Genomic DNA, 25234 nt, shown 5'->3' on the forward strand with positions numbered 1-25234 from the left:
TTGATTTATATCAACGCGCCCGATCCATCACGAAACAAAATAACCGCAAGCACCCTGCCACCGTTCCATGACACGCCTCTTCGAATTAACAATAATTACTTGATATATTTAAATAATTATGTGATCAAAATTCCAATTCACCATTATGGAGATTTCAGGTAAGTAGGGGGGTTCCATATTTATGGACTGCCGGAAGCATTGTTCCGGCGGTTTCCCAGCTCTTTAAATGAGGTAACTGAATAATGTCTCTGTGCACCATAGAAGAAGCCATTGAGGATATCCGGAACGGCAAGATGGTCATCATGGTCGATGACGAGGACCGGGAAAACGAAGGCGACCTGGTCTGCGCCGCCGAATACGTGACCCCGGCAATCATCAACGCCATGGCCACCCACGGTCGGGGCCTCATCTGCCTGGCCATGGACGGCGAACTGGTCGACCGCCTGAAGCTGCCCCTGATGGCCCAAAGCAACGAATCCCAGTTCGGAACCAACTTCACGGTGTCCATCGAGGCGCGCGAGGGCGTGACCACCGGGATCTCCGCATTCGACCGGGCCACCACCATCCAGAAGGCCGTGGCCGACGACGTGACGCCCCACGACATCGTCACCCCGGGGCACATCTTCCCGCTGCGCGCCAAGGACGGAGGCGTGCTGGTGCGCACGGGCCAGACCGAAGGTTCCGTGGACCTGGCCCGCCTGGCCGGGCTCAAGCCTGCGGGCGTGATCTGCGAGATCATGCGCGACGACGGCGAAATGGCCCGCATGCCGGACCTCATCGAATTTGCCAAGAAACACGACCTCAAGATCTGCTCGGTGGCGGACATCATCGCCTACCGCATGAAGTTCGGGGACGTGTCCGTGACCAAGGTGGCCGACGCGCAACTGCCCACCCGCTGGGGACAGTTCAAGAGCACCGCCTTCCACTCCTCAGCCGACGGCAAGACCCACATCGCCCTGCACATGGGCGAGATCAAGCCCGACGAGCCCGTGCTGGTGCGCGTGCATTCCGAATGCCTCACCGGCGACGTGTTCGGGTCCCTGCGCTGCGACTGCGGCAACCAGCTGCACGACGCCATGTGCATGATCCGCAACGAGGGCAAGGGCGTGCTGGTCTACATGCGCCAGGAAGGCCGCGGCATCGGCCTGGGCAACAAAATCCGGGCCTACCACCTCCAGGACCAGGGCTACGACACCGTGGAAGCCAACGTGAAGCTCGGCTTTCCGCCGGACATGCGCGACTACGGCACCGGGGCGCAGATCCTGGTCGCCCTGGGCGTCTCCAAGATGAAGCTCATGACCAACAACCCCAAGAAAATGGTGGGACTGGAAGGCTACGGCCTGGAAGTGGTCGAGCGCGTGCCCATCGAGACAGGCGCCTGCGAGGTCAACCTCGCCTACCTGAAGACCAAAAAGGAAAAGATGGGGCACATGCTCCACCTTGATGAAGAAAACGAGTAACGTCATACAAAACTGACGCGGAGGATATTTCCATGCTGCACGTGAAAACCATCGAAGGACAACTGGAAGCCAAGGGCCTGAAAGTGGGCCTCGTTGCCGGACGCTTCAACGACTTCATCGTCGACAAGCTCATCGGCGGCGCGGTCGACTACCTGACCCGTCACGGCATGGACCGTGAGTCCATCACCCTGGTCAAGGCCCCCGGCGCTTTCGAGCTGCCCATCGTGGCCAAAAAGATGGCCGAATCCAAAAAGTACGACGGCATCGTGGTGCTCGGCGCGGTGATTCGCGGCGCCACCCCGCACTTCGATTTCGTTTCCAACGAATGCGCCAAGGGCATTGCCCAGGCCAGCCTGGAATCCGGCGTGCCCATGGGCTTCGGCGTGCTGACCTGCGACACCCTGGAACAGGCCATTGAACGCGCCGGTTCCAAGGCCGGCAACAAGGGCGTCGAAGCCGCTTCCGCCCTGCTGGAAACCATCCGCGTTCTGGAGCAACTGTAGTTCATGAAAGAAAAGAAAAAGGGCAACAGGCCCGGCATTCGCAGGGTGGGCCGCACCCTGGCCTTCCAGGTCCTCTACGGGCAGTCGTTCGTTGAGGCTTCGGACGAAAATTCCCTGGAAAAGGCATTCCTGGACAATCCCGCAGTGATCGACGAGGAGTCGGCCGCGGCCATCGACTTTGCCCAGGCTCTGGTGCTCGGCGTCGTTCGCGAACGCGCTGCAATAGATGCAATCATCACCGACCACTCCCAGCACTGGAAGCTGGAGAGGATCGCCAAGGTGGAGCTGTCCATCCTGCGTCTCTCGGTCTACGAGATGACCAGGACGGACATTCCGCTACGCGCTGCCATCAATGAAGCCATCGAGCTGTCCAAGACCTTCGGGGACGACAACTCGCGCGGCTTCATCAACGGCATCCTGGACGCGGTCGCCAAGGCCGTGAGCCGGGGCAATTTCGGAGTGGAAAAGCAATTCTAGATCGGTGAACCCGTAATTCCCAAGGACTCATCAATGGCCATCGGCAAATATCAACCGGAAAAGATCGAAAAGAAATGGCAGGACATCTGGCAGGAATCCGGATGTTTCGAAGTGGAAGCCGACACGAGCCGGGACAAGTACTATGTCCTGGAGATGTTCCCCTACCCGTCGGGCAAGATCCACATGGGCCACGTGCGCAACTACTCCATCGGCGACGTGGTTGCCCGCTTCAAGTCCATGCAGGGCTTCAACGTGCTGCATCCCATGGGCTGGGACGCATTCGGCCTGCCTGCCGAAAACGCGGCCATCAAGCACAACACCCACCCCGCCAAATGGACCTACCAGAACATCTCCGAGATGCGCGAACAGCTCAGGAGGCTCGGGTATTCCTATGACTGGCGGCGCGAAGTGGCCTCCTGCCGTCCGGAATACTACAAGTGGGAACAGATCTTCTTCCTGAAATTCCTGGAAAAGGGCCTGGTCTACCGCAAGAATTCCCCGGTGAACTGGTGCCCGGGCTGCAACACCGTTCTGGCCAACGAGCAGGTGGAGGAAGGCCTGTGCTGGCGCTGCGACTCCGAAGTCGAGCAAAAAGACATGGAGCAGTGGTTCCTGCGCATCACCGACTATGCGGACGAGCTGCTGGCCGACCTGGACAGCCTGGACAAGGGCTGGCCCGAGCGCGTGCTGACCATGCAGCGCAACTGGATCGGCAAGAGCTACGGCGCGGAGCTGACCTTCCGCTTCAAGGGCCTGGACGAAACCGTGACCGTGTTCACCACCCGTCCTGACACCCTGTTCGGGGCCACCTTCATGAGCCTGGCCGCCGAGCATCCGCTGGTGGAAAAGCTCATCGAAAATTACGAAAAGGCCGACGAGGTGCGCGCCTTCTGCGACAAGGTCCGCAACATGGACCGCATCAAGCGCGGCGCCGACGACCTGGAAAAGGAAGGCGTCTTCACAGGCGCATACGTGGTCAACCCGGTCACGGGCAAGGACATGCCCGTGTACGTGGCCAACTTCGTGCTCATGGGCTACGGCACCGGCGCGGTCATGGCCGTACCGGCCCACGACCAGCGCGACTATGAATTCGCCTCCAAGTACGAGCTGCCCATGCAGGTGGTCATCAACACCCCGGAGCTGCACAAGGAAGGCAAGGTCCTCACCCTGGAAGACATGGACGCCGCCTACACCGACCCGGGCTTCCTGGTGAACTCCGGCCAGTTCGACGGCATGGACAACGAGTCCGCCAAGAAGGCCGTGGTGGAGCACCTGGACAAGGAAGGGCTGGGCACCATGGCGGTCAACTACCGCCTGCGCGACTGGAACGTCTCGCGCCAGCGCTTCTGGGGCGCCCCCATCCCGGTCATGTACTGTGATTCCTGCGGCGTGGTGCCCGTGCCCGAGCAGGACCTGCCGGTCACGCTGCCCGAGAACGCCCAGGTGCGCGAGGACGGCCGCTCCCCCCTGCCCATGATGGACGAGTTCGTGAACTGCACCTGCCCCAAATGCGGCGGCGCGGCGCGGCGCGAAACCGACACCCTGGACACCTTCTTCGAGTCCAGCTGGTATTTCCTGCGCTACTGCGACCCGCGCAACACGGACGCCCCGTGGGACCGCGAAACCCAGGACTACTGGATGCAGGTGGACCAGTACATCGGCGGCATCGAGCACGCCATCCTGCACCTGCTCTACGCCCGATTCTTCACCAAGCTGCTGCGCGACTGCGGTTACGTCACCGCTGCCGAGCCCTTTGCCAACCTGCTGACCCAGGGCATGGTGCTCAAGGACGGGGCCAAGATGTCCAAGTCCAAGGGCAACGTGGTGGCTCCCAGCGAGATGATCAAGAAGTACGGCGCGGACGCCACCCGGCTGTTCATTCTCTTTGCGGCACCGCCCGCCAAGGAGCTGGAATGGTCGGACCGCGGCATTGAGGGAGCCTACCGCTTCATCAACCGCCTGTGGCGCCTGGCCGAGGAACTGGAAAAGGTGGTTTCCGCCGCCAAGCCGGTTTCCTACGGCGATCCCAAGTCCGAGGCCGCCAAGGCCCTGCGCCGCAAGGAGCACGACACCATCCGCCGCGCCACCCGCGATATCGAGAACGACTTCCAGTTCAACACGGTCATCGCGGCCATCATGGAACTGGTGAACGAGATCTACGGCTGCAAGGACGAGCTCAAGGGCTCCGAGCCCGGGTCGCTCTCCTCGGCCATGGCCACCACCCTGACCCTGCTCTCGCCCATTGCCCCGCACATCTGCGAGGAACTCTGGGAAACCATCGGCAACACCGAGCGCATGGTGGGCCAGCCCTGGCCCACGCACGACGAATCCGCCCTGGTGCTGGACGAGGTCACCGTGGTGGTCCAGGTCTGCGGCAAGGTGCGCGGCAAGATCACCGTGCCCAACAACGCCCCGCAGGCGGATGTGGAAAAGGCAGCCCTGGAACAGGAGAACGTGGCCAAGCACATTGAGGGCAAGACCCTGCGCAAGGTCATCGTCATTCCCAACAAGCTGGTCAACATCGTGGCCAACTAGGGAACCCGAAAACAAATGCAAAGCCCCGGCGTCCACGCGACGCCGGGGCTTCGTTTATGGCCGCTTGTTTACTAATCCCGCTTTTCCCTCTATTATCCGGCCTTGTCGAATAGCACCCGGAGATACAATGAAACCGATGAAATATATCCCCCTCATTATCCTGCTTCTTTTCCTGACGGCCTGTGGCTACGGCTTCCCCTCCGGCGAAAGCACCTCCCTGCCGCCCGAATACAGAACCCTGGCCATCAACAAGGTGGACCATCCCACCACCTTCCCCTGGATGGAGGCCCGGCTGCGGTCCCTGCTGCGCGACGAACTGAATCGCCGCGCCTGGGCCTCCTGGGCGGACAAGGACAAGGCCAAGGCCTGGATCAATGTGGAGGTTTCCAAGTACACCCGCAAGGCCTCTGTCACGGGTGACAAGGACGAGACCCTGCGCTCCTCGGCCACCATCACCATGCAGGCCACGGTTGTCTCGCGCGGCACCGGCCAGGTTCTCTGGAATTCCGGCACGATTACCGCGGACTGGCCCTACTACACAGGGGAAGAGGAAGAAGCGGACAACGAGATCACGGAACGGGCCGTCCAGATCATGGTCGAACGCCTTTCCCGCAACTACTAGCCGAGGCAGCCATGACCCGTCCCAAGTATTCCTTTCTGGTCTGCCCGGACCCGCAGCTCCTGAACAAGCATATCAACGACGCCCTGAACGCCTCCGGTGTTTCCGGCTGGGAACGCAAGGCCTTCTGGGGCGATGACGACGATCCTCTGCCCCAGGCCTTCTGGCAGGACCTGACCATCAAGGGACTCTTTTCCCAGCCCAAGGCCCTGGTGGTGCGCCGGGCGCACAACCTCAAGATGGAGCAGTGGAAAAAGCTCAACGAGGCCATGCGCGGGGTGGGTTCGGACATCTGGCCCTTCTTCTGCCTGGAAGGCCAGTGGAAGGGAACCAAGGCACCGGTTTCCGCCCATCTGGCCAAACTCGATTTCTACAAGCACGCCCAGAAAAGCGGCTGGAACTGGGAATTCGCGGGACTCAACGAAAGCACCCTGCGCGAGTTCGTGGCCAACTGGGCCCGGGAAAACCAGTTCACCCTGGACCGGGGCGTGCACCAGGCCCTTGCAATGGCCCTGCCCACGGATGCGGTGGCCGCAAAACTGGAGCTGCAAAAGATTGAACTGGCCGTGGGCGACGGCCACCAGGTCACCCGCGAACACGCCGACCTGGTGGCGCCCACCGGGGAAATGGAATTTTTCGAGCTCATGGACTCCCTGGGCAAGCAGGGAGCCGAGGCCGCCGTGTGGAAGCGGGTCCTGGAGGACCACCTCAAGAAATCCCAGGACAAGATGATTTTCAACCTCATCGGCTACCTTGCCAGCCAGGCACGCATGTACTGGATGCTCATGAGCGGCGAGGAGGCCAAGGTCAAGGCCCACCCCTACGTCAAGAAGCTCAAGACCCCGGTGGCCAAGCGGCTGGGGCGCCATGGCGTCGCCCGCATGATCGACCTGGCCCTGGATGCGGAAATGAGTATCAAGACGGGCTCCCGCAATCCCGAGGAAGTGCTCGACTTCCTGGTGGCGGGCCTCATCCAGCTCTTCCGGCCCCAAAGGGCATAGACGGCATGCAAAACAGGCTGGTTCCTTCGATGAAACGCGGCGAACATGTCCATTGCGGGCAGCCGTTGCATTAGAATCTCCCTTAAATCATACCAAAGGGCTTGACCCCACCCCTATCCTATGAGCGAGACACCCCACTACCTCGGACACCGGCAGCGGCTCAAGGAACGACTCATGCGCAACCCCAGGGAACTGGCCGACTACGAGGTGTTGGAGCTGGTGCTGGCCTCGGTGCTGCCCCGGCGGGACACCAAGCCCCTGGCCAAGGAGCTGCTCACACGGTTCGGCTCCCTGCGCGGGGCGCTCTCCGCAGCCCCGGAACGGCTCGAGGAGGTCAAGGGAGTGGGGCCCGCGGTGGTGACGCACTGGCACCTGATGCAGGAAACCCACGCCCGTCTCAAGGAAGGGTGCATGGCCGAGATGGAGGTGCTTTCCACGGTGGAGGCGGTGGCGAACGCCGCCATGGCCCGCATCGGCGGCAAGACGCGGGAGGAATTCTGGGTGGCGCTGCTGGACGGCAGCAACCGGGTCATCGACTGGGAACGGATCAGTTCGGGAACCGTGGACAGGGTGGACGCCTACCCTCGGGAAATGCTGGCCCTGGCGCTCAAGAAGCAGGCCCGGGCGCTGATCCTGGTACACAACCACCCGGGCGGCGACCCCACCCCCTCGGAGGAGGACCGCATCCTCACCATGGGGGTAGCCAAGGTGGCCGGAACGCTGCAGATACTGGTGCGCGACCATGTGGTGGTTTCCGACAGGGGCTATTACAGCTTTCATGAGAACGGACTGCTCTAGGGGAAGAAGGTATGAAGCAACTCCACGCCATCGTCAAAGGCAAGGTCCAGGGAGTCTGGTTCCGGGCCTGGACCCTGGATGTAGCCCGGGATCTGGGCCTCAAGGGCTGGGTGCGCAACATGCCCGAGGGCCACGTGGAAACGCTTGCCCAGGGCGACCAGGAAACCCTGGACCGTTTTCTGGAAAGCCTGCGGGACGGACCTCCCTTGGCCAGGGTTGTTGAAATCGACACGAATTGGGGCTCTGTAGAGGAAAATTTCACGAATTTCTCGGTAAAATATTGATTTTTCCAGGCGTGAACCCCTTGCCAACGACTTCAGACGTCTTATGTAAGGTAATTCACTCCAATAATAGTATAAAACGAGGTGTTTCGCCTTGAAAAAAAAGAAAAAGACTCCCATCAAGCCTCTCCGGATGCGCAAAAAGGCAACCCCGGCAAACATAAAAAAGAGGGAAGTCCAAAGTCCCGAAGTGGAAAAGACCAAGGCGGCCGCGCCCTCCCAGGGCCTGCCAGACCTCATCGAGGCCCTGACCGCAGGACCGGGCGGCGCCAGCCCCTTTTTCCACGACGGCGATGACGCCACCGGCGTGCAGGACCTGAATCTGCCGCCCGAGCTGCCCGTGCTGGCCGTGCGCGACATCGTGGTCTTCAACTACATGATCCTGCCCCTGTTCGTGGGCCGGGAAAAATCGGTCCAGGCCGTGGACGCGGCCCTTTCCGGCGACCGGTACATCCTGATCCTGACCCAGAAGGACGAGAGCGTGGACGACCCGGATGCGGACGACCTGTACCTGACCGGCACCATCGGCATGATCATGCGCATGCTCAAGATGCCCGACGGCAGGCTCAAGGTTCTGGTGCAGGGCCTGGCCCGCGCCAAGGTCCGCAAGTTCCTTTCCCACGAGCCCTACCACCTGGCCGAGGTGGAGCCCATCATGGAGCCCGAGGACCTGGAGCTCACCGCAGAGCACGAGGCGCTCATGCGCTCTTCCCGCGAGCAGAGCGAAAAGATCCTCAGCCTGCGCGGCATCTCCTCCTCGGACATCATGAGCGTGCTCAACAACGTCAACGAGCCCGGCAGGCTGGCGGACCTCATCGCCTCCAACCTGCGCATGAAGGTGGCCGAGGCGCAGAAGATCCTGGAATGCCCCGATCCGGTCGACCGCCTGGAGCTGGTCAACAAGCAGCTCGTGAAGGAAGTTGAAGTGGCCTCCATGCAGAACAAGATCCAGAGCATGGCCAAGGAAGGCATGGACAAGGCCCAGAAGGACTTCTTCCTGCGCGAGCAGCTCAAGGCCATCAAGCGTGAGCTGGGCGACGACCACGACGAGAACGAGGAGATCGAGGACTTCCGCAAGGCCATTGAATCCTCGGGCATGCCCAAGGACGTCATGAAGGAGACCTTCAAACAGCTCCGCCGCCTGGAGGCCATGCACTCGGAATCCTCGGAAGCCACGGTCATCCGCACCTACCTGGACTGGATGACCGAACTGCCCTGGAAAAAACTTTCCCGCGACCGCCTGGACATCAAGAAGGCCAAGACCATCCTGGACGAGGATCACTACGACCTGGAAAAAGTCAAGGAGCGCATCCTCGAATACCTGAGCGTGCGCAAGCTCAACCCCAAGATGAAGGGGCCCATCCTCTGTTTCTCGGGCCCTCCTGGCGTGGGCAAGACCTCCCTGGGCCGCTCCATCGCGCGCAGCCTGGGCCGCAAGTTCCACCGCATGTCCCTGGGCGGCATGCGCGACGAGGCCGAAATCCGCGGCCACCGCAGGACCTACATCGGTTCCATGCCCGGCCGCATCATCCAGGCCATCAAGCAGTGCGGCACGCGCAACCCGGTGATCATGCTGGACGAGATCGACAAGCTCGGCTCGGACTTCCGGGGCGACCCGTCCTCGGCCCTGCTGGAGGTGCTGGATCCGGAACAGAACTACTCGTTCACCGACCACTACCTGAACGTGCCCTTTGACCTGTCCAAGGTCATGTTCATCTGTACGGCCAACATGCTGGAGACCATTCCCGGCCCCCTGCGCGACCGTATGGAGATCATCCGCATCCCCGGCTACACCGAGCACGAAAAGGTGGTCATCACCCGGCGCTACATCATCCCGCGCCAGTGCGAGGAAAACGGACTCAAGGAAAAGGAACTGAATATCAGCGACAAGCTGGTGGCCAAGGTGGTGCGCGAATACACCCGCGAGGCCGGCCTGCGCAACGTGGAACGCGAGATCGGCACCCTGTGCCGCAAGATGGCCCGCCAAAAGGCCGAAGGCGAAAAGGGGCCGTTCAGCATCACGGCCAAGAACCTTTACAAGCTGCTCGGCCCGCCGCACTTCCTGGACGACGAAAAGGAAAAGGAACTGCCTCCGGGCGTGGCCGTGGGCCTTGCCTGGACCCCGGTGGGCGGGGAAACCCTACATGTGGAAGTGACCACCATGCCGGGCAAGGGCAAGCTGACGCTCACCGGCAAGCTGGGCGACGTCATGAAGGAATCGGCCCAGGCCGCCCTGTCCATTGCCCGCGCCCGCGCCGACGAGTACGGCATCGACCCGGCATTCTCGGAAAACATGGACATCCATGTGCATGTGCCCGCGGGCGCGACGCCCAAGGACGGCCCCTCGGCGGGCGTGACCCTGGTCACCGCGCTCATCTCGGCCCTTTCCGGAATCCCGGTGGACCCGGACGTGGCCATGACCGGCGAGATCAGCCTGCGCGGCCGTGTACTGCCCGTGGGCGGCATCAAGGAAAAGATCCTGGCCGCCGTCACCCGGGGCATGAAAAAGGTTCTCATCCCGGACCAGAACAAGAAGGATCTGGACGAGATCCCGGCCGAACTGCGCAAGAAGGTGGTCATCAAGACCATCAAGCATGTGAAGGAAGTCTGGCCGCTGGCCAAGGGAAAGTAACCCTTTCCTCCAGAAGAAGATCCAAGGCCGCGGGGTTCGCCCCGCGGCCTTTTTTGCGCCTTCGCACCATTCCCCCTCCAAACGGTAGGAGAATATCGACATTTCCCACGGAGTATGCCATAGCAACGAAACACCGAACAAATTCCGTGGGAGGAAACCTATGAAACGCCTTTTGGCAGTTCTCTGCCTGTTCATCTGTATGACAGGCCAGGCCCTGGCAACCGATCTCGTCGCCACCTACAAATACGAGGACGGCAGCACCATGAAGCTGGCCGCGCGCGACTCCAAACACGTGCGTATGGACACCGGCCCGGACAGCTACCTGTTGCTGGTGGGCGACAAGATGTATGCGGTTTCCCGCAGCGACGGCCAGTGGCAGGCCATGGACATGGACAAGATGTCCGGCATGATGGGCATGTTCGCCAGCTCCGGCTCCAGCGAGATCAAGGATCTTGAGGTCAAGTACGCCAAGACCGGCCGCAAGGAAAAGATCGCCGGATACACGGGCAAGGTCTACGACGTGGATGTCTACGAGGGTTCCAAGCTGGTGAGCCGCGACGAGGTGGTCATGAGCACCCACAACGACCTCAAGCGCATCAACGACGCATGGACCGCCGTGGCCCTGCGCATGGGCAACATGATGGACAAGGAGACCGCCCAGTCCCTGCAGCGGACCTGCGAAGAAGCCCGCAAGGCGGGTTACGGCGGCGTGCTGCGCTACGGGTCGGAAATGACGCTGGCCAGCATGAAACGCACCGACCTGGGTTCCTCCTATTTCGAACTGCCCTCCGGCACCACCCAGGTGGAAGGCCCGTCCCAGGCCCAGGGCGATGACACCCTGAAGCAGGACGCCAAGGACGTGGGGCAGGCGGCCAAGGACGAAGCCAAGCAGGCCACCATCGACGAAGTGCGCGAAGGTGTGCGGGACGTGTTCAACGGCCTCTTCAACTAGCCCGGCTATATGGAAACAGGGCCGCTCCGGAAGGGGCGGCCTTTTTTTTATCCCATCATGTGGAAGATGTGGGGAAGCGGGGCCAGGTTCTCGCTGGAATCCCGGCGCTGGCTGTCGGCGGCCCGTCCCTCGTAGGTGATGTTGTGGATCAGGTTGATCCTCTTGGGCTCGTTGAGCACCTGGCTTAATTCGTGGATCTCCAGAAGCACCATGTCCTGGTCGAACCCGTCCACGCCGTCCCAGCGGAAGGTGACCGAACCGATGCCCGTGGCCCGGCACACGCCGAGAATCTCCTTCTTGCGCAGCCGCTCGGTCATCTTGGAGAGGCGGATCTTGTGGCTTTCCTCCTCGATCCTCTCGAACTCCTGCGACACGCCGTCCAGAAAGACCTCGAAACAGAAATGCTTGCCGCCCAGGAGTACACCGGACTTGGCATAGACCCTCGAAACCGCGCGCCCTGTCTTTTCCCTGACCTCCTGCCAGAGATCCCCGGAATCCTCATGCGAAGCCAGCTGACCGAGCATCCTGGCCCACCCCTTGGTGCCGTAAGCCTGCATACCCGCCTTGATCATGTGGCGATCCAGGTGGAGCAGGCCGACGGTGTAGAAATCACCAAGAAGAGATATTTCCAACTTCATCGAAATACTTGTTCCTTGTTCGTTAGCGAAAAAAGCTAGGTATCATCCTGATCGGGCTTTTCAATGATATTCGACCCGGCCGTCGTGACAATCGAATCCGGCAGCCCGCCCAGGGCCTTGTACAGGCGCGTGGCCTCCAAGCCGACACCCTCGGGAACGGGCGGTTTTTCATACTTGGTCAGCAGGGCCTTGTCCCTGTACAGGGCGTCTATAAGCCGGCATAGGCCCAAGGCCGGGGTGAGATTGTCGTTAATTTCCAGAGCCGCCTTCAGGTTCTCAAAACATTTGTTCCAATCCCCCTGCTCGTAAAAGACGCGGGCCAGGTTGTAATAGAGGTGCTCGTCCTCATCGACGCAGAATTCCAGGGCACGGGCGTAATAGCGCGCCGCCTCGTTGAACATGCGCCCCTTACGCAGGGAGATGCCGAACTCGTTGAACAGGTGCTTGTGCTCCTCCTGGAAGGCGGCCTCCATGTTCACCAGCTGCTTGAACACGGCCTGGGCATGGGAAATCTTCCTTAGCTCGGTGTATACGATACCGAGCCCGAAGATGGCCCGAACGTTTTCCTCGTCCACCTCAAGGGCCAGGGTGTACTGTTCTTCCGCGCCTTCCAGCTCGTCCTCGTGCCTCAGCGCATCCCCTTTATCCAGGGTATCGTGCAGATGACGCATGGCGGGCCCCACCTTGGCAAGGTGGATCTCGACCTCGGGAGCGTACTCCTGCATGAGCTGGTCAAAGGTGATGGATTCGGCCTTTCCCGTGGGAACGAAATGGGAATTGACTTTCTTGATCTGGAAATCATCCTCTCCGGTCTGTTCCACATACCAGAGAATCTTGGATTTCTGCTTCTTGGCGGTGGTGCCTGAGCCTATTTTGATCTCGCGCACGGACGAAAACACGCAGGAAAGAGGGTCCTTGTCGCTATCGACCCCTTTGCATGCAAATTCCTTGGCGGCATTGTTTCCGTGTTTTTCCGAAGGCATAACCCACCACTAAGACATCGTATATACTTGGATTTTGCTGTTATAAAGGAAGAACGTCCATTTTGCCAGCATTAAACGGACATGAACGCACGCCAAAATATTGCTTCCGGCCCCACAGGGCTGGACATTGGCCGCCCAGGTCTTATCATGTCCCTTCCGGGCAACCCGCATCGTTGCCAGCAGGACGCTTTTCCGCTATGGAAAAGGCCCGTATACGGGTACGCCCCATACGGCCTGGAAAAAGAAATCGGGAGAATATGTATGCCCATTTTTGAATACGTCTGTGAAAAGTGCGGAAACGAATTCGAGGAACTGGTCTTCGACCGCAACGAACACCCGCCCTGCCCCAAATGCCAATCCGTGCAGACCAGTAAGCTCATGTCCGCTGTCCGCTCCAAGGTCGGCTCCGGCGCAGCCGGCGGAGAATCCCAAGGCGAGGCCCCCTCGACGCCGAGCACGTCCTCCTCTTCCCCCTGCGCGGGCTGTTCCGGGGGCAACTGCTCCACCTGCGGAAGCTAGCCCTGTTCCCATTCCACACAAGGATTTCATTTCATGAAGGACACCATTGTCATTGCCACTCGCGGCAGCAAGCTTGCCCTGTGGCAGGCTGAGCATATTTCCGCGCGCCTGCGCGAAGAGCACCCCGGCCTGGCCGTGGAACTGCTCAAGATCAAGACCAAAGGCGACAAGATCCTGGACGTGCCCCTGGCCAAGGTTGGCGGCAAGGGCCTGTTCGTCAAGGAGATCGAGGAAGCGCTCCTGGACGGCCGCGCCGACATCGCCGTGCATTCCATGAAGGATGTACCCACGGAACTGCCCGACGGCCTGGAAGTGGGCGTGATCCCCGAGCGGGAGGACCCCACAGACACCCTGCTCTCCGTCAGGTACGACGGCCTGGACGGCCTGCCCCAGGGAGCCCTGGTGGGCACCTCGAGCCTGCGCCGCCAGTCCCAGCTGGCCGCCCTGCGCCCGGACCTGAAGATCGAATCCCTGCGCGGCAACCTGGACACCCGAGTGGCCAAGCTCCTGGACGGGCAGTACGACGCCATTGTGGTGGCCACCGCAGGCCTCAACCGCCTGGATATTTCCGCGCCCAAAAGCACCATTCTCGGTCCGCCGGACTTTCTTCCGGCCGTGGCCCAGGGCGCCCTGGGCATCGAATACCGCGTGGCCGACGAGGAAGTGCAGGACATGCTCGCCTTCCTGAACCACGACCACACCAAGCATCAGGTCCTGGCCGAACGAGGCTTCCTCACCGGTCTCGACGGCGGCTGCCAGGTGCCCATCGCGGCATGGTCCGTGATCGAGGGCAACACCCTCAGGCTCACGGGCTTTGTGGCCGATACGGACGGATCCCGTCCCATCCGCCTGGAAACGGTGGGGGCCGTGGACGATGCCTGGGAACTGGGCATGGGCCTGGCCCAGGACGTGCTGGCCGCCGGCGGGGACGAGATCCTGGCCGAGGTCTATCAGCGCGAATCGGGAGCCTAGCCATGCCGGACCGGGACATGGCCCTGCAGGAACTGCAACGAATCCCCGGCGTGGGCCCCAGCCTGGCGGACGACCTGTACCGCCTGGGCTTTCGCCATGTGGAAGACCTGCGCGACAAGGATCCGGAAGCCATCTACCGCAGCCTCATGGCACTCGAGGGAACCCATGTGGACCGCTGCGTGCTCTATGTCTTCCGGTGCGCCGTCTACTTCGCTTCCAATTCCCTCCACGACGAGGAACTGCTCAAATGGTGGAATTGGAAGGATCGGGAAAACCTGCAATAACAACCTGTTAAGCAAAGCCAAACACCCCCTAAACATTTTCATCAATCCTCCGATAAAGAAGGTAGCAAGAGATGCAACCGTACAAGGAGGTACACAATGGTTGAAACACTGGGAGTGCTGAATGGGACGGCCAAGAACAACCTGGCCGAGACCATGAAGAATTTGAATAAGTTGAGGATGCGCCGCCAGGTTTATGAAAACCCCGAGTTCGCGCGCCAGCTGGTCAAGATCGAAGCCACCGCCACCTACAACGCCCGAGGCGACGTGGTCCAGGCGGTATCCGGAGATCTTGGAAATGCCTAAATCCACCGGCAAAGCCGGGAACAGGAAAAAATCGGCCTGACAGTTCATACCAACTGTCAGGCCGATTTCTTTTATGGCTGTAAAAAAAACGTCTACTGCGATGCCACACATAAAATCAGATCAGCGGTCACCGGTTTCATCACCCAATCACCAGTCATCGCGGCGGGGAGAGCGGCGCATGCGCTTCTTTTCGGCGAGGCGGCGCTTGCGGTCCTGGGTTCGGCGCACCGAACTCAAGGTGGGCATGGTGGGCTTGCGCGGGGTCACGGGCTTAAGGGCCCAGCGCATGAGTTCCACAAAACGATCCAGCACGGCATCCCGATTGCCCTTCTGGGAACGGAAGTCATGGGCGGAAATGCGCAGCACGCCGTTCTTGTCCATGCGGCGGCGCAGCTTGCCCCGCACCGAGACCTTCTGCAGCTGGGTCAGGCTCCGGGTCTTTTCCACGTCGAAGAAAACCGTGGCCTTGGTGGCCGTGGTGTTCACGTGCTGGCCCCCGGGCCCGGGCGAACGGCTGAAGCTGAAACGCAACTCCTCTTCCGGAATCGAGACCTTGTCGTTGATGTAAATCATGCTCATGCGGGCATCATGGCACGGCCCCCCGCGCCCACGCAACCGTCTTTTCCGTTGACACCGCCCCCTTTTCGGTTACCCTCCGGCACATTGAAAACAAGGAGTTTCCCATGAAAGAATGCCCCTGCGGTTCCGGCAAGGACTTCGAAGCCTGCTGCGAGCCATATATTACCGGTAAGGAAAACGCCCCCACCGCCGAAGCGCTCATGCGCTCCCGGTACAGCGCCTATGCAACGGGGCATGTGGACTATCTCCATGAAAGCCTGGCCCCCGAAAAGCAGTCCGAGCACGACCCCGAAGCCGTGCGCGACTGGGCCGAAAAGTCCGAATGGCTCGGCCTGACCATCATGGACACCAAGGCGGGCACGGAAAAGGACGAAACCGGCGAAGTGAGCTTTGCCGCCAAGTTCCGCCAGAACAACATGGTGCAGGAACACCGGGAGCACAGCCAGTTCCGCAAGGAGGACGGCAAGTGGTTCTATGTGGACGGCTACCTGCTTCCCCCGGCCACAGTGCGCAACGAAAACAAGGTGGGCCGCAACGAGCCCTGCCCCTGCGGTTCCGGCAAAAAATACAAGAAGTGTTGCGGCAAATAAGCCGTGCTTACAGAATATGAAAAGGCCCGGAGGTTTTCCTCCGGGCCTTTTTTTTCGCGCTGCCCTACTGCTCTCTTCGCTTCAAAAACGGGATAATGATGAACACCATTGACGGCACTATGATGCCGCTGAGCACCAGCGTACGCACGGGCAGGGGCAGGGAAACGCCGGACATGTTCATGCCAAGGCTGATTCCGGTGACCATAATCCAAACACATACCCAGACCTTGAGAGTAAACTTGAATTTAGCCATCGTCTTCCTCCTGTGTTGCCATGTGCTCATCCAACAGGGAGTAGTACCCCGGCAAGAGTTCCTGCAGCTTTCGAAGCGCCTTGTCGGTGAGAATCACCAACTTGGCGCGCTTGTCGTTTTCAAGTTTCTCAAACTCCACGAAACCGGCCTTGGCCATCGACTGCAGCGTCCGGGTCAGCACCGGTTTGGAAACATCGATACGCTCACGGATCCCGCTGGGGGTCAGGCCATTTGCCTCGGGGTCGCGATGGATGACTATGCAGATCAGAAACCTGAGCTGCGAAAAATCGTGTGCGGAGAAATAGGTATCTATCCTTCGGATGAGCATGCTGGCACGGTGCATCAGCTTGAGCGCTCCCTCCACGGACGCGACATTCATTTCCGGAAACCTTGATTTGTAGTTTTCCAGTATCCGCCTGGAAGGCAGCTCTTTGAGAAAAAACATCCTGCACCTCTTGTTGCTCAAGTTAGTTATCATGATAACGAACTTGTATGCATTGTCAACAGAAAAGCCCCGAAGGCGAACCTCCGGGGCTTTTGTTTCGCGTTGTCCTATTCCCTTTCGGTCTTCTTTTCCCAGTCTTCCACATCCATGCCTTCGGGCACCTCTTCCCAGCCGGTGATCATGGCCTCCACATGGGCGGATACGGTATGCCCCGTGGTGGTCATGTACACGTGCACGATGAGGAATATGAGGATGGCGAACCCGCCGATGAGGTGCAGGGCCGCCAGCACCTTCAGGCTGATGAACGAAGCGATGCCCCACTTGGCCCAGTCGTTGTAGCCCCAGTAAAGCAGCCCCGTGATCATCTGTAGCGGAAGCAGAATGGCGGTGAGCCCCAGGTAGGTCAGACGCTGCATGGGATTGTGCTTGGCGGCTTCGCTCTTCTGCACCGGATGCGGCTCGCCCCGGAAGATGCCGTGGGCGTAGTACCTGGCCACCTCGAAGAGCTTCCTGGTGGTGGGGATGTACTGTTTGTACTCATGGGTCACGAACATCCAGAAGACGATGAACACGAACAGGATGAGCCAGGTGATGCCAATGGTGTTGTGCAGGTTCACGGCGTCCATGAACCCGAAGACGTCGATGGAGCCGTGCACCTCAAAGCCCGTAAGCAGCAGCAGGATGATGAGCAGTCCCTGGACCCAGTGCCAGAAACGCTCGAACCGCGAGTAGAGGTAGATCTTTTTCATCTTGTGTTCACTCATGGCTAGTCCTCCTTGCGCCTGAGCCCGGATATGAAGCGCATGAATCCATGCAGGATCACGGCCACGAGCGCGACTCCCGCGCCGACCCAGCCGAACATGTCGATGGTGGAGACCGTGTCACGCCCCGGCATGTAGACCTCGGTGATGTTCGAAAGCCGACTCTGGCGGGTGTGGCACTGGGCGCATTCCAGGGCCGCCGTCTTGGGTGCCACCATGTGGGTGGCCGGGAAGACATAGGCGGTGTTCACGAACCCGAACTCGCCGCTGTACTTGTAGCCCGCATACTTCATGCCCGCCGCAATGGCCCTGTTCCAGTCGAACGTCTTCCAGAACGCGTCCTTGTCGTCCTTGCCGCGCGGAAAGAGATGCGGAATGACCATGACGTTGTTGCTGCGGTCATACGGCGTCTTGCCGCGATGCACCTTGAAGGGCATGATCCGCGAATTGGGATCGTCCACCGAACCGATGGGACGGCTCACCCAGACCTCGTGGCTGGGATCGATGGTATCTTCCACGGTGACGTGCCCCATGGCGCCGTTGAACCAGAAGTACTCCGGCACCACATTCTTTTCCCAGACGAATTCGCCCTTTTTCTTGTCAAAGGCGGGCTTGCCGTTCTCGCCCATGACCACGGCCTTGCCGTCCATAAGGGTCCCGGCCTTGGACCAGTCCCACCACATCTTGGTGGGCTGGGCGCGGGCAAACTGCGGGATATGACAGGCCTGGCAGGCCAGCTTGTCGGTGTGGTCGTTGAGCTTGGCGTCCATGCCACCGCTCTCGTGGGGCCGGGTTCCGTGGCAGGATTCGCACATGATCTTGTCGCCCAGGTCGTCCTGGAGCAGGCTCTTGCGGTCCACGGCGGCGGGCTTGCCGTAGATGCGGCCAGCCACGTGGTGGTTGCGCGTGGTGTGGCAGCGGGCGCAGGAAAAATCCTGGCCGCCGGACTCCACGGAGCCCATGTGCACGTCCAGGTCCTTGACCGGGTTGACCAGGGAGGAATCCAGGTCGCCGTGCTTGACCGCGTCTCCCCCGCCGCCGAAGAAGTGGCAGGTGCCGCAGTTGCGCCGCGAGGGGCGTCCCACGCTCTGGGCCACCTTGGCCCAGTCAGGCGCGTAGTAGGTCTTGCCGTTGCTCTTGAAAAACTTGCCCTTCTGCTTGCCCGGGTTGTCCGGGTCGGGGACGTAGGGCGCGGGGTATCCGGCCCCGGCCGGGAATTTCTTGTAGGTGCCGGTCTGCTCGTGGCAGACCAGACAGTCCACCTTGTCCTGGGAGGTAAAATCAAAGGTCTTGTCCTTCCAGCCGTATCCGGCGTGGCAGGAGGTGCAGCGCGGCTCGTTGCTGACCACGTTGATGCAGAAGTTGTTGACGGCTATTCCACCCTTGCCCAGCTTGGTGGGATTGCCGTTGTCGTCCATGTCCCGCCAGGTCCAGTGAATGGTCTTGTGGAACTGCAACGCTGCCTTGTTGTGACATTTCAGGCAGGTTGCGGTGACCTGTTCGGGCCGGAGCGTCCTCTGCTCCTCTGGGGAGAACTGCAGCTCCTTGAACTTGGTGTGATCCGCAGTCATCGTATTCACGATGGGCTTGGCCTTGGTGGCCTGGATGGCCATTTCCCGGCCGGGAGCCTTCTCCTCGGTCTGGGCAAAGGCGCTCCAAGCCATGGTCACCAAAAGCGCGACGCACAGCCACGCAGCGGGCCATTTCCATTTCCTCGTGCTCATAGACGCCCCCTCATGGTTGTGTGAACGCCCGTCGCCGGGCGGCAGGTCCCACCCACGCGGCACTCACTTTTGCGACTAATCTACCATAAAAGGAGGATAGAGGAAGTATTTTCGGTACTGGCGGCGCATCAACGCGCCGTGAAAACACAAAAACGGGGCCGCTCCGGATGGAACGCCCCGTTCATGTGCTCTTCTGATCGGTCAGGCTGGACGGTTCAGAATCAGCCCCGTCGGCCGCCGCCTCCCATGCCACGGCCTCCGCCTCGGCCCATTCCGCCGCCCATGCCGCGACCGCAACCGCCACCCATACCACGGCCCATGCCGCTTCCGCCCGTACGGCGGCAGCCGCCTGCGGGAGCGGGCTGTTGCGGAGCCTGCGTCGGCTGGCCCTGATTGGCCGGACCGGGATTGGCCTCGGTCAACTCACCAGCCAGGAACCGGTCCACGGCTTCCCGGACGCTGCCGCCGGACACGGTGACCATGCGGATGCCTCCGGCGCTCAGGGCCTGCCAGGCCTTGGGGCCAAGGCTGCCGGTGATGATCACCTGCACCCCCTGGTCGGCAAGGGTTTGGGCGGCCTGAATGCCCGCGCCCTGGGCGAGCTGGGCATTGCCGCTGTTGTCATGGTAGCCGTACTCGCCGCTGTCCGTATCATAAATCGCAAACCCGCCAGCCCTGCCGAAACGGGGTTCGACGGGGACATCGGGTCCGGATGCGTTGGCGCTGATTGCTATACGCATACGTCCTCCTTGTTGATAATGGTTTTCACGTCACCAAAATCACTGCAGGAAGGATTCCAAAATAAAAATGGAATTATTTCAGCCCGTTGGGAAACAGGCCTCAAAAAAAGACGCAGAGTTCGCCCGTTTTTCAAAAGCGCGGGCGAACTCTGAGGCAGAATGGGAGAAAATTAAGCGCCCGGCTGGACCAACTCCCGGGCGGCGCGCAGAATACCCTGCTTGTCAATGCCCAGCATGGACCGAAGCTGCTTCTGGGTGCCGTGCTCGATGAACTCGTCGGGCAGCCCGAGCCGCTTGATGGTCAGCCCCCCGAGCAGTCCCCGCTCGTTGAACAGCTCCAGCACGGCCGAACCAAAGCCGCCGGCCAGGGAATTTTCCTCCACAAGGAGAATCCTGCGGTATTTTTCAGCCAGCTCCAGAAGCTGCGCCTCGGGCAACGGCTTGATGAACCGGGCATTGAAAACCGCGACGCTCATGCCCTGCTCCTCCAGCTCCATGGCCGCCTCGATGGAGGGATAGACGCGCGAGCCCAGGGTGACGATCACGGCGTCGCCGCCCTCGCGCACCAGTTCGCCCCGCCCCAGGGGAATGGCCTCGGGCTCGGGGTCCACATCCGCGCCCACGCCGGTGCCGCGCGGGTAGCGTACGGCAACAGGCCCCTTGGTCTCGAAGGCGGTGACCATCATGCGCGCCAGCTCGGCCTCGTCCTTGGGGGCCATGAACACCAGGTTGGGAATATGGCGCAGGTAGCTCAGGTCGAACGCGCCGTGGTGGGTGGCACCGTCTTCGCCCACCAGTCCGCCCCGGTCCAGGAAGAACTTCACGTCCAGGTTCTGGAGACAGACGTCGTGGACAATCTGGTCATAGGACCGCTGCAGGAAGGTGGAATAGATGGCCACGGCGGGCTTAAAGCCCTGTGTGGCGAGCCCGGCCGCATAGGTCACTGCATGCTGCTCACAGATGCCCACGTCCACGAATCGCTCGGGATGGCGCTCCTGGAAACAGCTCGTTCCCGTGCCTTCGGGCATGGCGGCCGTGATGGCCACGATTTTGTCGTCCCTGTCGGCCAGGCGGCAAAGCATGTTGCCGAAAATTTCGGTGTACGAGGGATACGGCGCACCCACGAACTTCTTGGCCAGCCCGGTTTCGGGCTCGAACCGGCCCACCCCGTGGAAAAAGGTCGGGTTGTTCTCCGCAGGCTCGTATCCCTTGCCCTTCTTGGTCAGCACGTGCACCAGCACGGGCTTGTCGATCTTGCGCACCTGCTCGAAGACCTTGATCAGCTCTTCGGTGTCGTGCCCGTCGATGGGGCCCACATAGGTGAACTGGAAGGCCTCGAAGAGCATGCCCGGGGTAAAGAAGGTCTTGAGGGAATCGCCGGAACGCTTCACGTAGGTGGCCAGGTCGCTGCCAATGCCCGGCACGCTGGCGACCCAGTTCTCCACGTCGGACTTGAGGCGCTGCAGCAGTGGCGCGGTCAGCTTGCGGCTCAGAAACGCGGACATGGCGCCCACGTTCTTGGAGATGGACATCTCGTTGTCGTTGAGCACCACTACCATCTTGCGGCCCATGCCGCCCGCCTGATTCAGGCCCTCGAAGGCCAGCCCGGCCGTCATGGATCCGTCGCCGATGACCGACACCACATCATAATCTTCCCCGGAAAGATCGCGTGCCGTGGCCATGCCCAGGGCCGCGGAAATGGAGGTGGAGGAATGCCCCACCCCGAAATGGTCGTATTCGCTCTCGGCCATGCGCGGGAACCCGCTGATGCCGTTCAGCTGACGTAGGGAATCGAAACGGTCCGCCCGGCCGGTGAGCAGCTTGTGGGCGTAGGCCTGGTGGCCCACGTCCCAGACGATCTTGTCCTTCTCGAAGTCATAGGCCTTGAACAGGGCCAGAGTCAGCTCGATAACGCCCAGGGACGGGGCAAGGTGCCCCCCGCTGCCGGAAACCTGCCCGATGATCACCTGCCGAAGCTCGTGGGCCAGGGCCTTGAGCTGGCCGATCTCCAGCTTGCGAACATCGGCGGGACGCGTGATCCCGGACAAAAGGTTGGTGGTGTCTGTATTGCTCATAATGAAATTCGAAATGCTTAATAAACCCGGTCCACGATGTAGCGGGCCAATTCCGACAGGAACGCCTGTTCGTCGCCTTGGCAATCGTCCAGGTATGTCACGGCCCGGTCCACGTATTCGCGGGCCAGTTCCTTGCTCTTTTCCAGCCCCATGAGCGCGGGATAGGTGCTCTTGCCCTGTTCCTCGTCGCTGCCCACGGGTTTGCCCAGGGTGGCCTCGTCGCCCACCACGTCCAACACGTCGTCCACGATCTGGAAGGCAACGCCAATGGCCCGGCCGTATTCGCGGGCCTTTTCGATATCGTTCTCGTTCGCGCCGGAAAGAATGGCCCCGCATTCGCAGGCCGCAGTGATCAACGCGCCGGTCTTCATGGCGTGCATCCGCCGCAGCTCGTCCAGGGAAACCTGGCCGAAGCGGCCGGTGAACTCCATGTCGATGGCCTGACCGCCCACCATGCCCCCGGAACCGGCGGCGCGCGCCAGCACGTTCACGGCGCGCAGCACGCGGTCGGCCGGAAGCCCTTGCCCGAGGCCAGCCTCGGTCATGAGCACGAAGGCCTCGGTGAGCAAACCGTCTCCCGCGAGAATGGCGGTGGCCTCGTCAAACTGCTTGTGGTTGGAGGGCTTGCCCCGCCGCAGGTCGTCGTCGTCCATGGCCGGCAGGTCGTCGTGGATCAGGGAATAGGTATGGATACATTCCAGGCTGGCGGCAAAGGGCAGGGCCCTGGCAAAGTCGCCCCCGAGCATGGCGCACCAGGAAAGCGCCAGCACCGGGCGCAAACGTTTGCCCCCGGCCAGCAGGCTGTATTCCATGGATTGGAGCAACCGCTCCGGGATATTGCGTTCGCGCAGGCAGGAACCGAGAAAATCCTCGACAACGGCGGCGCGCTTGGCCAGCTTTTCCTTGACCGTCATCTATTCGTCCCCTTCCGCGCCGAAACCGTCCAGGGCCTCGAATTCCCTGAGCAGCCCCTCGCTGACCACCTTGACCTCGTGGCGGGCGTTTTCCAGCTGCCTGCCGCAGCCCTTGGCCAGCTCCAGGCCTTCCTTGTACAGGGCAACACCCTGTTCCAGGGGAAGCTCGCCGCGCTCCAGGCGCTCCACTATTTCACGAAGCCGTTCCAGCCTCTGCTCGAATGTCTGTTCAGCCATTGTCTCACCCTTTTGATCATGTCGTCCGGTCCTTGTACCCAATTCCCGGGGCTTGCTCCAGTATTGTCTTGGGCGTCGCCCAAAGGGAATCCGACCGGGGAATCAGCCGAGAAAGGCCTCAAAACCCGGCGCATACTTGGTTGGTTCGAACTCGATCACCTCGTATTCGGCCACCCCTTCCCGGTGGAAGGGATCCTCGGCAATGATGGTCCGGACCTCTTCGGCAGACGCGGCCCGGCAGAGGATGACGCCGCCGGTGCGCGGATTCTTGCGCCCCGAGCACAGGAACTTGCCCAGGCCGTAATACTTCTCCAAAAAGGCCACATGCCCTTCCAGGCAGGCGTCCACAGCCTCGAGCGGCTTCACGTAAGTCAACAAAATCAGAAACATAATAATAATCCTGTTGTAACGAGTTCAGTGGGTTGCGATCTTCACTATTAAGCTGATGGAGGCCGAACCAGCTCGGGCTGCTTCTCCCAATAACTTCGGGGATACCAGAAGCTGAAGGCCAAAAGCCCGGCCATGACCGGCCAGCCCAGGACGGCTCGCGCCGAAAGATATACCTCCAGGGTGGTCCAGACAAGCAGCGCGGCCAGCAAACCGGCCTTGCACAGGTAGACCGAGGCCCACATGCAGGTCACCCTGTCCCAGCAGGCCACATAATGACGACTTTCGCGAATATGTTCAGGGAAGGCGTCAATGCCCACGGTCTGTTCCGCGAAATAGCGCAGCATGGGGCGACGCACGGCTATTGAGAGCAGGAAAAACAGGCCGAAGGAAGCGCCAAAGACGATGGGCGAAAACAGATACCAATCCGGGTCGCTGGTCAGCAGCACCGTGATCAGTTCGGCCACGGCATAGAATCCGCCCACCGTGGAAAAGGCGTCCCAGGTTTTCCGACGCGCCAGGTAATAGGCCATGACGAGCACGCACCAGACAGAGGCGCAGATCGCGCCCTCCAGCGCCATGTCGGCCTTGCGGCAGAAATAGAAGATGCCCACCGGCACGACGGATCCGGCGATGATGCGGTCAAAGGGAATCTTCTGCGCCATGAAACGTTCCTTGAAGCCGATCCTACTGCATTTTGAACAGCGGTTCGGGGTCGATGGCCACGCCCTGGGCAAAGACGCTCAGGTGCAGATGCGCCCCCGTGGAACGGCCCGTGGAGCCGGAAAGGCCAATCTTCTGGCCGCGCTCCACCATCTGTCCTTCCCTGACCAGCACCTTGGACATGTGCACGGACATGGAAACGACGCCGTTGCCGTGGTCGATGTAAACGCAATTGCCCGCGTAGTAGAAATTATCGCCCACCAGAATGACCTTGCCCGGCGCGATGGCCCGGATGGGCGTTCCCAGCCAGGCGCGGAAATCCAGACCCCAGTGGCGGCGCTTGGTGTCGCCGTTGAAGGTGCGGCGCAGTCCGAAGCGGCTGAGCATCTTGCCCTTGACCGGCAGGGAGAACGGCGCTTCCCACAAGCGTTCTGAGGACACCGTGGAGATGGCCTTTTTGGACTTTTCGCGCTCGCGCTCGATCCTGGCGTGGAACTTTTTGGGCGGCTTGACCATTCCGGGCGCAACCCGCAGCGTCTCCGTGGGATACTCGTGATCCTCGACGCGGACGAGCTTGCGCAAACGGCGGCGCTCGCCGTTCACCGAGGCCTCCACCTCCAGGGAATAAAGCCCGAACTTGACATACAGGCTCGTGCCGAACAGGGCCAGGGCGCGGCAGTCGCCCTGCCCGCATGCGGCCGGGCTCACGGACTTGCCGTCCCAGAATATATCCACGTCCTCCAGCTCATGGGGCGAAACAACCTTGACCAGAAACGGCTGGCCCACGCCCACGGCATCGGGGGCATGGATGGAGAACGGCTGTTCCCCGGCAAGGGCCGCCGGGGCCAGGCACAGGCTCAGCAACAGGACAAAAACGAACGAACGAAGGCAGCGTTGCATGGGATTCCT

The 25234-nt window shown here is 61.1% G+C and carries 29 protein-coding genes; 15 read left to right on the forward strand and 14 right to left on the reverse strand.

All coding sequences use genetic code 11. The annotated features are described in order from the left end of the window. The first annotated feature begins 242 nt into the window (after positions 1-242). The 10 genes from FGL65_RS15980 (at position 243) to FGL65_RS16025 (ending at position 11258) form a co-directional block, all read left to right on the forward strand. Positions 243-1460, forward strand: a complete 1218-nt coding sequence (locus FGL65_RS15980) for a bifunctional 3,4-dihydroxy-2-butanone-4-phosphate synthase/GTP cyclohydrolase II (RefSeq protein WP_147822253.1) — start codon at positions 243-245, stop codon at positions 1458-1460. 32 nt (positions 1461-1492) lie between these two features. Beyond that, entirely contained in the window at positions 1493-1963 is a 471-nt protein-coding gene (gene ribH, locus FGL65_RS15985; protein WP_147822254.1) for a 6,7-dimethyl-8-ribityllumazine synthase, read from the forward strand. A 3-nt stretch (positions 1964-1966) separates the two neighbouring features. Further along, on the forward strand, positions 1967-2440 hold the full coding sequence (gene nusB / locus FGL65_RS15990) for a transcription antitermination factor NusB (protein ID WP_147822255.1): 474 nt from the start codon (positions 1967-1969) through the stop codon (positions 2438-2440). Between the two features lie 33 nt (positions 2441-2473). Next, complete coding sequence (gene leuS, locus FGL65_RS15995) at positions 2474-4975, forward strand: leucine--tRNA ligase (protein ID WP_147822256.1); 2502 nt, start codon at positions 2474-2476, stop codon at positions 4973-4975. Between the two features lie 127 nt (positions 4976-5102). After that, positions 5103-5597: an LPS assembly lipoprotein LptE gene (gene lptE, locus FGL65_RS16000; RefSeq protein WP_187170420.1), complete on the forward strand. Its 495-nt coding sequence runs from the start codon at positions 5103-5105 to the stop codon at positions 5595-5597. A gap of 11 nt (positions 5598-5608) precedes the next feature. After that, positions 5609-6595, forward strand: a complete 987-nt coding sequence (holA, locus tag FGL65_RS16005) for a DNA polymerase III subunit delta (protein ID WP_147822258.1) — start codon at positions 5609-5611, stop codon at positions 6593-6595. A gap of 120 nt (positions 6596-6715) precedes the next feature. After that, complete coding sequence (gene radC, locus FGL65_RS16010; RefSeq protein ID WP_147822259.1) at positions 6716-7393, forward strand: RadC family protein; 678 nt, start codon at positions 6716-6718, stop codon at positions 7391-7393. An 11-nt stretch (positions 7394-7404) separates the two neighbouring features. Then, entirely contained in the window at positions 7405-7677 is a 273-nt protein-coding gene (locus tag FGL65_RS16015) for an acylphosphatase (RefSeq protein ID WP_147822260.1), read from the forward strand. 130 nt (positions 7678-7807) lie between these two features. Continuing rightward, positions 7808-10306: an endopeptidase La gene (gene lon, locus FGL65_RS16020; protein WP_147822799.1), complete on the forward strand. Its 2499-nt coding sequence runs from the start codon at positions 7808-7810 to the stop codon at positions 10304-10306. A gap of 160 nt (positions 10307-10466) precedes the next feature. Continuing rightward, positions 10467-11258 carry a hypothetical protein gene (locus FGL65_RS16025; RefSeq protein WP_147822261.1) on the forward strand — a complete coding sequence of 264 codons (792 nt, stop codon included), beginning with the start codon at positions 10467-10469 and terminating at the stop codon, positions 11256-11258. A 47-nt stretch (positions 11259-11305) separates the two neighbouring features. Here the strand turns inward: FGL65_RS16025 and FGL65_RS16030 are convergent, their stop codons facing one another. Both FGL65_RS16030 and FGL65_RS16035 read right to left on the reverse strand, forming a co-directional pair. Continuing rightward, a complete protein-coding gene (locus FGL65_RS16030) occupies positions 11306-11896 on the reverse strand; it encodes a hypothetical protein (protein ID WP_147822262.1) in 591 nt (196 codons plus the stop codon). A gap of 35 nt (positions 11897-11931) precedes the next feature. Beyond that, positions 11932-12783, reverse strand: coding sequence for a tetratricopeptide repeat protein (locus FGL65_RS16035; protein WP_187170421.1), 852 nt, complete (start codon positions 12781-12783; stop codon positions 11932-11934). Positions 12784-13140: 357 nt separating this feature from the next. Between FGL65_RS16035 and FGL65_RS16040 the strand changes: the two genes are divergently transcribed. The 4 genes from FGL65_RS16040 to FGL65_RS16055 all read left to right on the forward strand — a co-directional run bounded on the left by FGL65_RS16040 (position 13141) and on the right by FGL65_RS16055 (position 14957). Next, positions 13141-13398 carry an FmdB family zinc ribbon protein gene (locus FGL65_RS16040; RefSeq protein WP_147822263.1) on the forward strand — a complete coding sequence of 86 codons (258 nt, stop codon included), beginning with the start codon at positions 13141-13143 and terminating at the stop codon, positions 13396-13398. A 33-nt stretch (positions 13399-13431) separates the two neighbouring features. After that, positions 13432-14370: a hydroxymethylbilane synthase gene (gene hemC, locus FGL65_RS16045; RefSeq protein WP_147822264.1), complete on the forward strand. Its 939-nt coding sequence runs from the start codon at positions 13432-13434 to the stop codon at positions 14368-14370. A 2-nt stretch (positions 14371-14372) separates the two neighbouring features. Further along, positions 14373-14654: a helix-hairpin-helix domain-containing protein gene (locus FGL65_RS16050; protein ID WP_147822265.1), complete on the forward strand. Its 282-nt coding sequence runs from the start codon at positions 14373-14375 to the stop codon at positions 14652-14654. Between the two features lie 96 nt (positions 14655-14750). Beyond that, positions 14751-14957, forward strand: a complete 207-nt coding sequence (locus tag FGL65_RS16055; RefSeq protein WP_147822266.1) for a hypothetical protein — start codon at positions 14751-14753, stop codon at positions 14955-14957. 147 nt (positions 14958-15104) lie between these two features. Here FGL65_RS16055 and arfB read toward each other — a convergent pair whose 3' ends face one another. Beyond that, on the reverse strand, positions 15105-15536 hold the full coding sequence (arfB, locus tag FGL65_RS16060; RefSeq protein ID WP_250645518.1) for an alternative ribosome rescue aminoacyl-tRNA hydrolase ArfB: 432 nt from the start codon (positions 15534-15536) through the stop codon (positions 15105-15107). Between the two features lie 104 nt (positions 15537-15640). On the opposite strand from arfB, the gene FGL65_RS16065 reads away from it, so the two are divergent. Next, positions 15641-16126: a YchJ family protein gene (locus FGL65_RS16065; protein WP_147822267.1), complete on the forward strand. Its 486-nt coding sequence runs from the start codon at positions 15641-15643 to the stop codon at positions 16124-16126. A 64-nt stretch (positions 16127-16190) separates the two neighbouring features. Here FGL65_RS16065 and FGL65_RS16070 read toward each other — a convergent pair whose 3' ends face one another. From FGL65_RS16070 to FGL65_RS16120, 11 genes are all read right to left on the reverse strand, one after another. After that, on the reverse strand, positions 16191-16379 hold the full coding sequence (locus FGL65_RS16070; protein ID WP_147822268.1) for a putative antibiotic biosynthesis monooxygenase: 189 nt from the start codon (positions 16377-16379) through the stop codon (positions 16191-16193). Next, positions 16372-16824: a MarR family winged helix-turn-helix transcriptional regulator gene (locus FGL65_RS16075; protein ID WP_147822269.1), complete on the reverse strand. Its 453-nt coding sequence runs from the start codon at positions 16822-16824 to the stop codon at positions 16372-16374. The genes FGL65_RS16070 and FGL65_RS16075 overlap by 8 nt, the downstream gene beginning before the upstream one ends. A 107-nt stretch (positions 16825-16931) precedes the next feature. Further along, a complete protein-coding gene (locus tag FGL65_RS16080) occupies positions 16932-17588 on the reverse strand; it encodes a cytochrome b/b6 domain-containing protein (protein ID WP_147822270.1) in 657 nt (218 codons plus the stop codon). Between the two features lie 2 nt (positions 17589-17590). Further along, the gene (locus tag FGL65_RS16085) at positions 17591-19309 is read right to left on the reverse strand and encodes a tetrathionate reductase family octaheme c-type cytochrome (RefSeq protein ID WP_147822271.1); all 1719 of its coding nucleotides are present in this window, start codon (positions 19307-19309) and stop codon (positions 17591-17593) included. 221 nt (positions 19310-19530) lie between these two features. Beyond that, a complete protein-coding gene (locus FGL65_RS16090; protein WP_147822272.1) occupies positions 19531-20049 on the reverse strand; it encodes a NifB/NifX family molybdenum-iron cluster-binding protein in 519 nt (172 codons plus the stop codon). A gap of 170 nt (positions 20050-20219) precedes the next feature. Then, a complete protein-coding gene (gene dxs, locus FGL65_RS16095; RefSeq protein WP_147822273.1) occupies positions 20220-22124 on the reverse strand; it encodes a 1-deoxy-D-xylulose-5-phosphate synthase in 1905 nt (634 codons plus the stop codon). 17 nt (positions 22125-22141) lie between these two features. Next, complete coding sequence (locus tag FGL65_RS16100; protein ID WP_147822274.1) at positions 22142-23038, reverse strand: polyprenyl synthetase family protein; 897 nt, start codon at positions 23036-23038, stop codon at positions 22142-22144. Continuing rightward, the gene (gene xseB / locus FGL65_RS16105; RefSeq protein WP_147822275.1) at positions 23039-23275 is read right to left on the reverse strand and encodes an exodeoxyribonuclease VII small subunit; all 237 of its coding nucleotides are present in this window, start codon (positions 23273-23275) and stop codon (positions 23039-23041) included. Positions 23276-23377: 102 nt separating this feature from the next. Further along, positions 23378-23665 carry a YciI family protein gene (locus tag FGL65_RS16110; protein ID WP_147822276.1) on the reverse strand — a complete coding sequence of 96 codons (288 nt, stop codon included), beginning with the start codon at positions 23663-23665 and terminating at the stop codon, positions 23378-23380. 47 nt (positions 23666-23712) lie between these two features. Next, positions 23713-24327, reverse strand: a complete 615-nt coding sequence (locus FGL65_RS16115) for a VC0807 family protein (RefSeq protein ID WP_147822277.1) — start codon at positions 24325-24327, stop codon at positions 23713-23715. A 22-nt stretch (positions 24328-24349) separates the two neighbouring features. Then, positions 24350-25225 (reverse strand): M23 family metallopeptidase, encoded by an 876-nt coding sequence (locus FGL65_RS16120; RefSeq protein WP_147822278.1) that lies wholly within the window; start codon positions 25223-25225, stop codon positions 24350-24352. Positions 25226-25234 lie beyond the last annotated feature (9 nt).

The organism is Salidesulfovibrio onnuriiensis (assembly GCF_008001235.1).
GTDB classification, from domain to species: domain Bacteria; phylum Desulfobacterota; class Desulfovibrionia; order Desulfovibrionales; family Desulfovibrionaceae; genus Pseudodesulfovibrio; species Pseudodesulfovibrio onnuriiensis.